This is a genomic window from Paraburkholderia sp. GAS32, from assembly GCF_050434225.1.
Lineage (GTDB): Bacteria > Pseudomonadota > Gammaproteobacteria > Burkholderiales > Burkholderiaceae > Paraburkholderia > Paraburkholderia madseniana.
The window spans coordinates 1-12,979 of sequence record NZ_JBNPVS010000042.1; the positions used below are offsets into that span (position 1 = coordinate 1).

Sequence of the window (12,979 nt, forward strand, 5' to 3'; positions counted from 1 at the left end):
GGACCGTGAAACGACTCCACGCCGATGATAGTGCGGATTCCCGTGTGAAAGTAGGTAATCGTCAGGCTCCCCTGCAGCATCAGAAACCCCACCCCGCAAAGGTGGGGTTTCTGCGTTTACGGCTCTGAATTCAGCGCCAAGACTCTGGCGTCGTAGCGAGCACACGCGCGGACTCTTAACTCTCGTTCCCAACCCGCGGGACAACGCACCTCCATTCCGAGAGGTGCGTCACGAAAACACTGCCGCTATCTGGCAGGCCATAGATGCCGTCACAAATGTCCCGCCACTTCGTTACCTACGTTGCTACCTTCCACAGGCGCGGCCAGCTCGTCAGCTAAAAAACTGCGTCAGTGCGCGGCGACATCTCCGCCCCCAATGCCAGCCGTTCTCACAGGCACAGTGCCATCAACTGCATGCATCTGGCCAACTTCCGCAAGTAACGCCTCGTCGCGTGCAATCACCTTCGGCAGATGCGTGCGTAAGAACTCAACCCACGTCCGCGTCTTCGCATCGACGAACTTGCGTGACGGATACAGCGCGTAAACGTTCATCTTCTGCAGCGTATATTCAGGCAGCACGCGGACTAACGTCCCGTCACGCAGCCCGGCAATCGCCGCATAGAGCGGCACCATACCAATGCCCATTCCCTCGCGAATCGCGACGATCAGCGATTCCGCAATATTCACTTGCACGGGTCCATTCACTTCCATCATCTCGCTGCCGTTGGGGCCGTCGAGCACCCATTCGTAGGCCGGAAATGCTGGCGTGTGCAAGATCAGACACTCGTGATGCGCCAGGTCGCTGGGCTGTTGCGGCGCGCCATGAGCACGCACGTAAGCAGGCGATGCGCACAGGATGCTGAACGTTGTACCAAGCGGGAGCGACACGAGGTCGGAATTCGGCAGAGTCGAGGCGCCGATAACAGCGACGTCAGCGCTGCCTTCGAACAGGTCGGGCATGCGCTGCGACAACGTCAACTCGACGGTCACTTCGGGATAAAGCGCGCGATACCGGGAGATGGCCGGCAGCACGTAATGCTGGCCGATACTGGCAAAGCTGTGCATCCGCAAAGCGCCGGCAGGGCGTTCGTGGGCGCAGCTTGCTTCTTCTTCCGCTGTGTCGACATCTGCAAGGATCTGCTGAGAGCGTTTCAAATAACGCTCGCCCGCCGTGGTGAGCGCGAGCCGCCGCGTCGACCGGTTCAGCAAGCGCGTACGCAGATGAGCCTCGAGTTCCGAGACCGCGCGCGACATCGCGCCAGTCGTCGAATTGAGTGACTGCGCGGCGGCGGTAAAACTACCGGCTTCAACCACGCGCACGAACACTCGCATATTTTGTAGCGTATCCATCGATCCTTCTATTTCACGGCAGAAGCCGTATTGTCCGCCTGTCCCGCAAGCCCATTGTTGTTCATTCTGGAAGGGAGGTTCCGCGCCCGTCCTATTAATACGCGCAGCGCATGCTCTTACAATCGGCGCCTTGCCTGCTGGTGTGCGCAGCGTTCACCGGGGCTTCTTTTAGCGACAAACCGAGACGCGTTGCTTTCTGATGATGAGACGCCAACATGCGATCAAGCCCACCGTGGATTCTCGCCGGCAGTGGCGCGTCATGTTGCCGGCGCTCAGTCCCGCCGTTCGCGACTGGGCGAACAGCGACGGTCTGATCTGGCTGCATCTGCTGAAAACGGTCACTGCGGGTTTGCTGGCACTGGGCATCGCCATGTTTCTGGATCTCCAGCAGCCGCGAATCGCGATGACCACGGTGTTCGTGCTGATGCAGCCGTTCAGCGGCATGGTGCTCGCCAAGAGTTTCTACCGGATTCTTGGCACTGCGGTGGGGACGGTCGCTGCCCTGGTGCTCGGCGCGCTGTTCGTCCAGCAGCCCGAGTTGTACATGCTCGGCATGATCGGTTGGGTGAGCGTCTGTATCGCGGCAGCGGTCCGGTATCGGCATTTCAGATGGTACGGCTTTGTGCTGGCCGGCTATACCGCCGCTTTGATCGGCATCCCGAATGTCACGGCGCCTCACGACCTGCTTCTGGCGGCGCTTACGCGCGCAGCGGAAGTGGCGGTCGGTATCGTGTGTTCGAGCGCAGTCAGCGCGCTCATCGTGCCGCAGCGTTCCAGTCTTGCGCTGCGGCGCGCACTTCATCTTCGATATACAAATTTTACTGCGTTCGCTGCCGAGGTGCTGGGTCGCGGAATCGACCGTTGCCAATTTGAACGGCGCTTTGCGGACCTCGTCGACGAGATCGTCGGCTTTGAAGCGACGCGAACATTTGCTGCCTTCGAGGATCCGGCCATGCGTTCACGCAGCCAGCATCTCGGCCGTCTGAACGGCGAATTTATGGACGCATGTGCGCGGCTGCATGCGCTGCACCAGTTGCTCAAACGTCTGCGTGTCAGCGGCCCGATCTGGAGGGTCGACGCCATCACGCCGTACTTCAGCGAGCTGTCGGCACTGCTTGAATCCACGCGAGATGCGAATGCTGATGCAGCGCACGTAGCTGCCGGCTTGCGGCTCTTTCAGGCGAGCTTGCCAAGGCGCGTGCGTGAAACGAGACGGCCACTGGAAGCCGCGCCCGCTGAATCGCTCGCGGACTTCGATACCGCCTCGGAACTGCTATATCGATTTGTCGATGAATGGATCCGCTACTCCGAGACTTACGCGTCTTTGGCGTGGCGCAAACCGGGAGCTGGGCCGTACACCGCCGGCCGCTACGTGAGCAGGACGAACGGCTTTGTGGTCGCGTTTACCTTTGCCAGGTCGGCGGTGGTGATGGCGATCGCCGGCTGGTTCTGGATCGCCACCGACTGGCCCAGCGGCGGTCTGGCAGTGATCGGCGCGGCGCTGGTTTGTGCGTTGACGTCGACCGCGTCGAACGCATCGAAAATGGCCGTGCAGATGGCGGTCGGTGCGGTGCTGGCGACCATGACCGGCTACCTATTTACGTGCTACGTATATCCGAACATCGACGGCTTTCCGCTGCTTTGCGCGATGCTCGCTCCGGTGCTTGCACTCGGCGCCTTCATCGCGTCGCGCAAGCTCTCGGCAGGGTATGGCATCGGATTTTCGGTGTTCTTCTGCCTGCTCGCCGCGCCGGACAACGTCGTCACGTATGCGCCCGATCTGCTGATCAACAATGGGATAGCGATCACGGCGTCGTTATTGCTTGCAGCAATCGTGTTCTCGGTGGTGTTTCCCGCGGACATGCCGTGGCTCACCGAGAGAATCAAGGGTGATTTGCGCGCGCAAGTCGTGTCTGCGTGCAAGGACGAACTGCCCGGACTCAATCAACGCTTTCAGTCGAGCACTCACGATCTGGCCTCACAGTTGCGCATGCTACTGACGCGGCGCTCCCGACGCCGCCGTGATGCGTTGCGCTGGATGCTCGTCACCCTCGAAGTAGGGCACGCGGTGATCGATCTGCGCAATGAAGCAGCGCGCGCGGGCTACGCGCAAGCCCTTCATTCGCACTGGAACAGCGGCCTCACGCGGACTTGCGACGACCTCGCGCGGCTCTTTGCGCGACCGGACTCACACGCTCTCGAGCGCGCGCTCGGATCCGTGCGCGCGGCCACGTGGATCGCGCAGGACCTGCTGGAAACCGTCCGTGCCGACCGGGACCAGCGACACGACCTGCAGCGCATCCTGAGTTGCCTGCACTTCATCCGCACGGCGTTGCTCGACAAAGACGCGCCTTTCCATACGCGTTGACCCGCGCGTCGGATCGGGCGTGCGCCCCGATCCTTCTGCCAGATGGAAAGGTCCCTTCCGTCCAGCCTTGTTTATCCGCGTAGGTGGCGGTCATATAGTTTCTTCACCGCCGCGCAGTCCCCAAAAAGAACTTCCTGCGGGACGGAATCGTAAGAACTGGAGAACGAAATGAATGTGTTGAAGATTGCCCTGATTGCCTGCACTTTGTCCGCTGCTGTCGCTCATGCACAGACGGCGCCTGCCGCCTCGGAACAACAGGTCGCACAGGCGAATGCACCGCGCGCGAAGAGCGTCGATGAGCAACGCCGTGTCGCAGTACCGAAGGCCAAAGCTGAAGAGTGCGTAGGGCCTGTGAGTTTCTGTAATATTTTCTTCGGCAGCTAAGCAGCGCCACGCGCAACACCAGCAGTACCTGTAAGACCTGTCGCGGGAATGTTGCACGCGACGAAACGCCTGGCCGCGACGCCGTCCCGTCGAGACGCCGCGGCTGGTGCGACAAACTGGCTACTGAGCGAAGCACACCGCAGACGTGCGCACCGGTAGACTGGACGGGCGATTATGGAGAGACTCGATTTCATGTACCAGGACCGGATTCGTTGCTCCGCGCTGCGCGGAAAAATCACTTCAGCCGCCGAGGCGGCGCTTCTGATTCAGGACGGCATGCGCGTCGGCGCCAGCGGCTTTACGCGCGCGGGCGACGCCAAGGCTGTCCCGGTCGCACTCGCCGAGCGCGTCCGGCAGGAAGGCAAGCCGCTGCAAATTACGTTGATGACCGGCGCATCGCTAGGTCATGACGTGGATCGCATGCTCACCGAGGCGCATGTGTTGGCGCGTCGCTTGCCGTTTCAGGTCGACAAGACCCTGCGCGATGCGATCAACCGCGGCGAAGTGATGTTCGTCGATCAGCATCTGTCTGAAACTGTCGAGATGCTGCGCGCGAATCAGCTCGGCAAGCTCGATGTCGCCATTATCGAGGCCACCGCGATCACCGAAACTGGCGGCATCGTGCCGACCACTTCAGTCGGCAACTCGGCCAGCTTTGCGATCCTGGCCGACAAGGTCATCGTCGAAATCAATCTTGCCCAGCCGCTCGCACTCGAAGGGCTGCACGACATCTGGATTCCGGGCCGCAGGCCGAATCGCGAGCCGCTGCCGATCATGCATCCGCAAGACCGCGTTGGTACGCATGCCATCGAAATTCCGCCAGAAAAAATCGCGGCGATCGTGATCACCGACAAGGCGGACAGCCCGTCCACGGTGCTGCCCGCGGATGCGGAAACCGAGCTGATTGCGCGCCATCTGATTGAGTTTTTCCAGCACGAAGTGTCATGCGGACGCATGCCCCCGCAATTGCCGCCGTTGCAGGCGGGCATCGGCACGATTGCCAACGCGGTGCTGGCCGGTTTTGTCGATTCGCCTTTCGGCGCCTTCGAAATTTACTCAGAAGTACTGCAGGATTCGACCTTCGATCTGATGGACGCCGGCAAGGTGACGTTCGCCTCGGGTGCGTCGATCACGTTGTCGGCAGCGCGTCAGGCGCAAGTGTTCGGTGAACTCGAGCGCTATCGCGATCGCCTGGTGCTGCGTCCGCAGGAGGTCAGCAACCATCCTGAAGTGATTCGCCGGCTCGGTCTGATCGCCTTGAATACCGCATTGGAATTCGACATATACGGCAATGTGAATTCCACGCACGTCGGCGGCACGCACATGATGAACGGCATTGGCGGCTCGGGCGATTTCGCGCGCAATGCGTCATGCGCGATCTTTGCGACGAAGTCGATGGCGAAGGGCGGCCGCATTTCGAGTGTCGTGCCGATGGTGCCGCACTGCGATCACAACGAGCACGATGTGGACGTAGTCGTGACGGAGCAGGGCCTCGCCGATCTGCGCGGATTGGCGCCGCGGGAACGCGCTACGCTGATCATCGAAAACTGCGTGCATCCGCTCTATCGCGATCTGCTTCGCGACTACTATCGGGATGCCTTGCAATGGGGTGGGCAAACGCCGCATCGGTTGGACCAGGCTTTCACCTGGCATACGCGACTGCGTGACACCGGCTCGATGTTGCCGGCAGTAGAGGCGCGTCTCTAAACGCGAAGTAAAACCGGCGTCAGGTGGCATTCGCTCCCGACGCCGTAAGACATCAGGTGCTACGCTCAGGTGCCGCGCCGCACAAGCCGGATAAGGAACAGCAGAATGACGGCGCCGATCACGGCGGTAATGATCGAACCGATCCAGCCGCCGCCGAGCGAAATGTGCAACACACCGGCAAGCCAGCCGCCGATGAATGCGCCGACAATCCCGACGATGATGTCGACGATCAGACCGAAGCCGCCGCCCTTGACGAGCACGCCAGCCAGCCAGCCGGCGATTGCGCCGATGATGAGCCATGCAATGATGCCGTGTTCCATATTCGAGACTCCATGGTTGAGTGTGAAAAAATCACGGTGACAGAGCTTAGTCGAAGGTTATGGGACAGTCCATATTCAGGACGCGGAATTAACATTGTCTGAATCTATTGCAAGCTAAGTGTAGACGATGCGCACGAATATGGGGAGCTTACGCGAGGTGGCTCACTCAGGCGTCGGCTCCGCATCTTTAGCCGTCCAGCTCACGCTCGATACGCTCTTTTCCATGCTGATGCGGCTGGCCATCTGTTCGAGCTTCGGCTGATCTTTCGGATGCAGCTTCAATGTTGCGGTAACGCGAATGCGTCCCGTATCGTCTTCGACGTCTTCGCTCGTCAGGCTCTGGAACGACAGCGGTGTCGAATACATTGAGTTGGATACCGCGGTACGAATGTGAATTTCATCGGCCTCCCGGCAAACGATCGTCAGCACATACTCGCGCACGAGGTCGGCGTCCGAAACGGGCGCCGCGTTGATGGCACGGCTCACTTCACGCAACACCGTATTGGTCAGCAGTACGACCGCGGTGCCGGCGAGGGCCGGGCCGTAATGCCCCGCACCGCACAATACGCCGACGGCCGCCGAGCACCACAAGGTCGCGGCGGTGTTGATCCCCTGAATGGAGCCCTTGTCGCGCATGATCACGCCGCCGCCGAGAAAGCCGACGCCGGAGACGACATACGCGGCAATCTGGGTGATACCGGCGGTGCCGTTGCCGGTCAGCACGCCGAGCGTGACGAACAGGCACGCGCCGCTGGCGACCAGCGTGATGGTCCGCAGGCCGGCGTTGCGCTGGCGCATCTGCCGTTCGAGGCCGATCGCGACCCCGCAGCTAAAGGCGGCAAAGAGCCGCAAGACGAATTCAATTGTCATCGGTAAGAGAGGTTGAAGCGCGTGTTCGCACAGTGTGAACCTTACGCATGACAGCATCACGTATCCGCAGGTGGAACGCGAGCGTGGTCAGGCGTGACAAGGCATGCGAGCGGGGGCTCGCGACGCAAAAGGCGTGGAGCATGCGCAGGCCATCGGGCCATGCGGCGCTTCACTTGCAGCAAGAGGGTAAAAGCGACGTGCACCGTCGGGCCCGAGGGCAAGACGGCGACAGGCAAAGGCTGACGCGGAAATCTTGCCGATCAGGCGATCGGGCGAATCGAAGCTCGACTGGTACTACTGCTACTGTCCAAGATCGTGATTCCGGTTAAATGAACTGGGCGAATTCTAGGCAGCTCTGCAAAGTTAAGTCAAGCCGGGATGAGGCAGGGTGGCGGAATGTGTTGTGGGTCGCTTGCAGAATTTTCCCCGGCAAGATCGGAATTTTCCTCGCATAAATACGGACTCCGAATATTGACGAGGTCCATCCCGGAAAACACACTGTTCGCACACTTCGAAACACGTCGTGTGGTTCGGGTGCTCAATCCACGTTTCATTTCCCAGGGTTTCGCCCAGAAATTTTTCGGTTGTCCTTGCGCTGTACCTTGCACATCCGATCCGCACCATGTCGTCTCTTTTCCGCTGTTCACCCAATTGAGGAATATATGAAAGAAAAAGCTCTCGGCGTTATTGCCGGCGCATTGATTGCTGCGGCTCCGCTCGTGTCGTTCGCCGCCGGTTTGCCTGCGCCGTTTGAAGGCAGCAGCACGCTGCAGGCGGATGGTGTCGTGAAGTCGATCGACCAGGCAAAACATTCCGTGACTGTGCTCGACGCACAGGGCGGCGAAGCTTCATTCAACATTACCGATACGAGCAACCTGGCGCAGATCAAGCAGGGTGGCAAGGTCCATATCCGCATGATGCGCAACGCCATGGTCAGCGTGACGCGCGGTGCCGACGGCCACGGCGCGGCTGTTCAACCGGTACAGCAGAACACTGTACAGAACGTGACCGCCGAAGTTCAGGCGATCGATCATGCCTCCGGCATCATGGCCCTGAAGGGCCCGAATGGCGCGGTGTTTCATATTCAGGGCCGCGAGCCGGCAAAGGTCGCCGGCGTGACGCCGGGTATGCAAGTGTCGGTGGCATACGCACCGCAGGTTAGCGTGGCCGTCGCGCCAGCTCAGTAACGCAAATTGGCTGACGTGGCGCGTCAGCGCCAAAGCGCGGATGTCCTTTGCGGACATCCGCGTTTCTTTTTTGCAGTGCAATCCAGTATGACTCCGATGCGGCGATATGCGGCACTCTAGCCCGGGGCCTTAGTCGGGCTCGCCGGGCACGAGGCGCAATCGCGTGATCTCCGAGGGAGCTCCCAGGCGCTTCGGCGGTCCCCAATAGCCGGTGCCGCGACTCGTGTAGACCCACAGGCCGTTCAGCCGTGCGAGACCAGCCGTGAACGGCTGCTGGAGACGCACAAAGAAATTCCATGGGAAGAACTGCCCGCCGTGTGTGTGGCCGGATAGCTGCAGTGTGAAACCTGCTGCCGCGGCTGCTTCGGCAGAGCGCGGCTGGTGTGCCAGCAGTACTTTGATCAGCACGTCGCCAGGCGCTCCTGCGAGGGCCGCAACCGGGTCGCTGCGATGCAACGGATCATGATGGCCCGCTGAGTAATCGGTCACCCCGGCAATCACGGCGCGCGCGCCGTCGTGTTCCACGATCACATGCTCGTTAAGCAGAACGTTTAACCCCAGGCGCCGGAATTCATCGACCCAGGCGTTCGCACCGGCGTAATACTCGTGGTTGCCGGTCACGAGGAACGCCCCGTGACGCGCGCTGAGCCGTGATAGGGGCTGCGTGTGTCTGGTCAATTGCGGCACGCTGCCGTCCACCACATCGCCCGTGACGGCAATCAGATCCGGCTTCAGACGATTCACCGCGTCGACGATCGCATCCACGTAACGGCCTTTGATGGTTGGGCCGACGTGGATATCGCTGATCTGGACGATCGTGAAGCCGTCGAGCGCCGGCGGCAAATCGTCGATCGGCACCTCGATCGTCACGACCTTGGCGCGGCGCCGTGCGTTGAACAGGCCGACGAGTGTCGAGAGCAGCGCAAGCAGCGGTACCGCGGCCGCCGAGCCGATGCGCCAATGCGCGATTGCTATCGTGTTCGGCCAGATTGCATCGACGGTGAGCAGCGAGGCGAGCGCCAGGTCACGCGCGAACGTCAGAACCAGCAGCGACGAGAAGAAACCCATCGCCAGCAGCCCGACCCACGCGAGGCGGTCGCTGAGCGGCTGCTGTTTGATGGTGCGCGCCAGCATGCCGAGCGGTATCAGAAAGATCGACAGCACCAGCCACAACGCGCACAGCCACCGGCCGGTGATGCTGACGGGCATGTCGGGAATCAGACGAAAACCGACGTAGATATGCAGCAGGATGCCAATCAGGATGAAGCGAACAAGAAACGATGAGCGGCGCATAGAGAGGATAGAGGCGGGAAGGGGCCGGCACGAGCGGAGCAACGGCGGCGGCTCGCCAACTGCAATCATGAAATAGCGGGCGAGCCGGATCATTCTACCGAGATGTGCAAACCCTTGCCGAGGGCGCCAGATCTGCTTCCAGGACTGGCCGGACACGTCTGTTTTTGACGAGGCAAGTGGATACCGCAACGCAGCAATTCTCGTTGCCGCATGCCGCCGTCTGAACTGCAGCGACGCTCTAATTAAATGGGCTTTGAATTGTGTTTCGCGTGCACTATTCTCAAATAGAACCGGCTCGTCTCAGGGCCATCGCGGCCCAGCGGCGGTTCGTTTTGTCCTCGGTTGAGGGCGAGGCAGGAGGCGCATCATGAAACTGCTTGGGTCGGGCAATCACGTACGCCACGTACTTCATGGGCATCACGTCGGACGAGAGGGCAGCCACGTCATGCTGCCGCTGGTGGGCATATCGCTGATGGCGCTCGCCTTGTACTTCGGCGTGCGCGACATCGACTTCTCCGAGCTGGGCAAAAACGCGTTATTCGACGTGGTGATGGTATGCGTTGCACTCGGCATCGCAGGGCTGTTCGGCGTCGTCGGCGCGTGGTTGCGTTCCAATGGCGACGACGCTGACGAAGGCTTTTGCTTTATCGGTGCGGTGATCGGCACAGTGGTGTTCTACGTGGCGCTCTTCAGATAAACGCACCGGCGGCTTAAGGGCTTTCAGACGATCTGGGCGGCTTCGTCGAAGGAGAAGCGCGGGCTGCGCGGGAAGAGCTTCGACGGGTCGCCATAGCCCAGATTGATCAGGAAGTTCGACTTTACGGTCGTGCCGGCGAAGAAGGCCTCGTCGACCTTGGCGGCGTCGAAGCCCGACATCGCACCCGTGTCCAGGCCGAGTGCGCGAGCAGCGAGAATCAGATAGCCGCCTTGCAGCGTCGAATTGCGAAAGGCCGTATCCGCGATCGCCCTGTCGTTGCCGGCGAACCAGCTACGCGCGTCGGCATGCGGAAACAGTTTCGGCAGATGCTCGTAAAACGCCATATCCATCCCGACGATCACCGTGACCGGTGCCGCCATCGTCTTCTCGAGATTGCCCGGCGACAAGGCCGGACGCAGCTTTTCTTTGCCTTCGGGCGTTTTCACGTAGACGAAGCGGCCGGGGCTTGAATTGGCCGAGGTCGGGCCGAGCAGCACGAGTTCGGTGAGCTGCTTGAGCACGGCGTTGTCGACCGGTTTGGCCTGCCAGCCGTTATGGGTGCGCGCTTTGCGAAAGAGCTGGTCGAGAGCCTGATCGGAAAGAATCATGATGGATACCCGTTGAAGTTGCAGAGTGAAAAAAACGGATGACAGCGCAAGCCACAGGCGTGAGCGTCGTCGTCGTTGCCGCCATAATAGCTAGGTTCTCACTCGCGCACGTGTCGCGCACGCAATCGCATTCGGGCAATCTTATGGCGGACCTTTTCGACGACCTTCCGGCGCCCGACGTGGACTGGTATCCCGAGTGGCTCGCGCCCGAGGCCGCGGCGCGCGCTTTGGCGCAACTCATCGGCGAAGTGGAATGGCGTCAAGACATGATGGGTACGCCCGCCGGCCGTGTGCCGCTGCCGCGGCTGACCGCCTGGCAGGGCGAACCGGACGCGGTCTACGTCTACTCCGGCATTCGCAACGTACCGCAACCGTGGACCGCGACCGTCGCGGAACTGCGAGCCGCCGCGGAGGCAAGCTGCCACGCGCGCTTTAACAGCGTGCTGATCAACCGCTACCGCAGCGGCACCGACAGCATGGGATGGCATGCGGACCGCGAGCCTGAACTCGGCACCCAGCCGGTGATTGCGTCGATCAGCCTGGGCGTCGCGCGCACTTTCGACTTGCGGCACAACAAGACTGGCGTCGTGCAGTCGTTTTCGCTGAAAGGCGGCAGCTTGCTGGTGATGAAGGGCAACACGCAGGCCGACTGGCGGCATCGCGTGCCGAAGGAGCCGCGTGTGGCCGGCGAGCGGATCAATCTGACGTTTCGCTGGGTGACGCCGCGCGGGGCAACTCGCTAGCTTGCGGGCTGACCGTTAGCCGCGCCGCTCCTGGTCCGAAGGCCCCAAAGCCCGGCACCCACTCGCTATAAGGCACGAAGCCACATCGAGCACTTAAGCGCATAAAAAAGCATCTCCAGCGTTACGCTCGATCGCCGCCGATGCTCGAGCGAACCCGCAGCATTGCCCACGTCCACCGTTACTGCCGATACCGCCAGCGATACCAGAATTGGTATCGCTGACGCGAATCATATGATTGGACGGTTAACGCCCCAGACACTACGCTACATCACGATCCACGCACCGTGAGGGCCGCGAATGCCGGGCGGGTTCGATGGATCGCCTACACAACAACGATCAGGAGACAGTCATGGCGAATACACGACGCGCCGCATGTCGTGCGTTGGGCGCGCTTGCGCTTTGCTCGAGCATCGGCGCACTGGCGCTGACAGCGCCGGGCGCATACGCGCAGGACAAACAGATCACCCTCGGCTTCGCCCAGGTCGGCGCGGAAAGCGCATGGCGAACCGCCAACACCGAGTCGGTGAAGTCAGCGGCGGCGGACGCCAAGATCAAGCTCAAATTCTCCGACGCCCAGCAAAAGCAGGAAAACCAGATCAAGGCGATCCGCTCCTACATAGCGCAGAAAGTCGATGTGATCGCGTTCTCTCCGGTCGTCGAATCCGGCTGGGAGCCGGTGCTGCGCGAAGCTAAAGCCGCAAAAATTCCGGTGATCCTGACTGACCGCAACATCGACGTGAAAGACACGTCGCTGTACGTAACGATGATTGGCTCGGACTTCATGGAAGAGGGCCGGCGCGGTGGTCATTGGCTGGCCGATCACTATAAGAATGATCCAGGTCCCATCAACATCGCAGAACTGCAGGGCACGGTCGGCTCGGCGCCTGCCAACGACCGCCATTCCGGCCTGATCGAAGTGATCAAGAGCGATCCCAAATTCAAGATCATTGCGTCGCAAAGTGGCGACTTCACGCTTGCCGGTGGCAAGCAGGTGATGGAAGCATTTATAAAAACTTATGGAAATAAAATAAATGTAGTTTATGCGCATAACGACGATATGGCGCTCGGCGCCATCCAGGCGATGGAAGAGGCCGGCATGCATCCGGGCAAGGACATCACCGTCGTCTCGTTCGATGCGACCAAGGGCGGCTTCCAGGCGATGGCCGCGGGCAAGATGAACGTCGATGTGGAATGCAGTCCGCTGCTGGGGCCGCAACTGATGTCGGCGGTCAAGGACGTGGTGGCCGGCAAGCCGCTGCCCAAGCGCATCCTGACGGAAGAGACCGTCTTCCCGATGAGCGTCGCGGCGCAGACTTTGCCGACGCGCAAGTACTGAGGCGGAGTGTGATGGCTAACTGATTAGCTATCCATACGATAGACGCAGAACGCAAGCGAAGTACGGACGGATCGCAGGGGTTTCTCCAGTGGTGCCTGACCGCCTGGCTGCTTCGGC

Annotated in this window: 12 protein-coding genes; 7 read left to right on the top strand and 5 right to left on the bottom strand. The window is 61.0% G+C overall.

Translation table 11 applies throughout. The features are described 5' to 3' along the window. Window positions 1-347 precede the first annotated feature (347 nt). On the bottom strand, window positions 348-1,349 hold the full coding sequence (locus tag P3T25_RS36255; RefSeq protein ID WP_266241033.1) for a LysR family transcriptional regulator: 1,002 nt from the start codon (window positions 1,347-1,349) through the stop codon (window positions 348-350). 202 nt (window positions 1,350-1,551) lie between these two features. Between P3T25_RS36255 and P3T25_RS36260 the strand changes: the two genes are divergently transcribed. From P3T25_RS36260 to P3T25_RS36270, 3 genes are all read left to right on the top strand, one after another. Beyond that, complete coding sequence (locus P3T25_RS36260) at window positions 1,552-3,717, top strand: FUSC family protein (protein ID WP_429361894.1); 2,166 nt, start codon at window positions 1,552-1,554, stop codon at window positions 3,715-3,717. A gap of 168 nt (window positions 3,718-3,885) precedes the next feature. Then, window positions 3,886-4,101: a hypothetical protein gene (locus tag P3T25_RS36265; protein WP_154565797.1), complete on the top strand. Its 216-nt coding sequence runs from the start codon at window positions 3,886-3,888 to the stop codon at window positions 4,099-4,101. Between the two features lie 192 nt (window positions 4,102-4,293). Beyond that, window positions 4,294-5,808 carry an acetyl-CoA hydrolase/transferase family protein gene (locus tag P3T25_RS36270; protein ID WP_154565800.1) on the top strand — a complete coding sequence of 505 codons (1,515 nt, stop codon included), beginning with the start codon at window positions 4,294-4,296 and terminating at the stop codon, window positions 5,806-5,808. A 65-nt stretch (window positions 5,809-5,873) separates the two neighbouring features. On the opposite strand, the gene P3T25_RS36275 is transcribed toward P3T25_RS36270, so the two are convergent. Continuing rightward, window positions 5,874-6,128, bottom strand: a complete 255-nt coding sequence (locus P3T25_RS36275; protein WP_028197420.1) for a GlsB/YeaQ/YmgE family stress response membrane protein — start codon at window positions 6,126-6,128, stop codon at window positions 5,874-5,876. Between the two features lie 162 nt (window positions 6,129-6,290). Further along, window positions 6,291-6,998, bottom strand: a complete 708-nt coding sequence (locus P3T25_RS36280; RefSeq protein ID WP_154565796.1) for an MgtC/SapB family protein — start codon at window positions 6,996-6,998, stop codon at window positions 6,291-6,293. 662 nt (window positions 6,999-7,660) lie between these two features. Between P3T25_RS36280 and P3T25_RS36285 the strand changes: the two genes are divergently transcribed. Beyond that, complete coding sequence (locus P3T25_RS36285; protein ID WP_154565795.1) at window positions 7,661-8,185, top strand: hypothetical protein; 525 nt, start codon at window positions 7,661-7,663, stop codon at window positions 8,183-8,185. Between the two features lie 129 nt (window positions 8,186-8,314). Here the strand turns inward: P3T25_RS36285 and P3T25_RS36290 are convergent, their stop codons facing one another. Next, window positions 8,315-9,478, bottom strand: a complete 1,164-nt coding sequence (locus tag P3T25_RS36290; protein ID WP_266241032.1) for a metallophosphoesterase — start codon at window positions 9,476-9,478, stop codon at window positions 8,315-8,317. Between the two features lie 367 nt (window positions 9,479-9,845). On the opposite strand from P3T25_RS36290, the gene P3T25_RS36295 reads away from it, so the two are divergent. Then, window positions 9,846-10,175: a hypothetical protein gene (locus P3T25_RS36295; RefSeq protein WP_154565793.1), complete on the top strand. Its 330-nt coding sequence runs from the start codon at window positions 9,846-9,848 to the stop codon at window positions 10,173-10,175. Between the two features lie 23 nt (window positions 10,176-10,198). On the opposite strand, the gene P3T25_RS36300 is transcribed toward P3T25_RS36295, so the two are convergent. Next, a complete protein-coding gene (locus tag P3T25_RS36300) occupies window positions 10,199-10,783 on the bottom strand; it encodes a malonic semialdehyde reductase (RefSeq protein ID WP_154565792.1) in 585 nt (194 codons plus the stop codon). A gap of 143 nt (window positions 10,784-10,926) precedes the next feature. On the opposite strand from P3T25_RS36300, the gene P3T25_RS36305 reads away from it, so the two are divergent. Further along, window positions 10,927-11,526, top strand: coding sequence for an alpha-ketoglutarate-dependent dioxygenase AlkB family protein (locus tag P3T25_RS36305; RefSeq protein WP_154565791.1), 600 nt, complete (start codon window positions 10,927-10,929; stop codon window positions 11,524-11,526). Window positions 11,527-11,875: 349 nt separating this feature from the next. Then, window positions 11,876-12,862 (top strand): ABC transporter substrate-binding protein, encoded by a 987-nt coding sequence (locus P3T25_RS36310; RefSeq protein WP_154565790.1) that lies wholly within the window; start codon window positions 11,876-11,878, stop codon window positions 12,860-12,862. Window positions 12,863-12,979 lie beyond the last annotated feature (117 nt).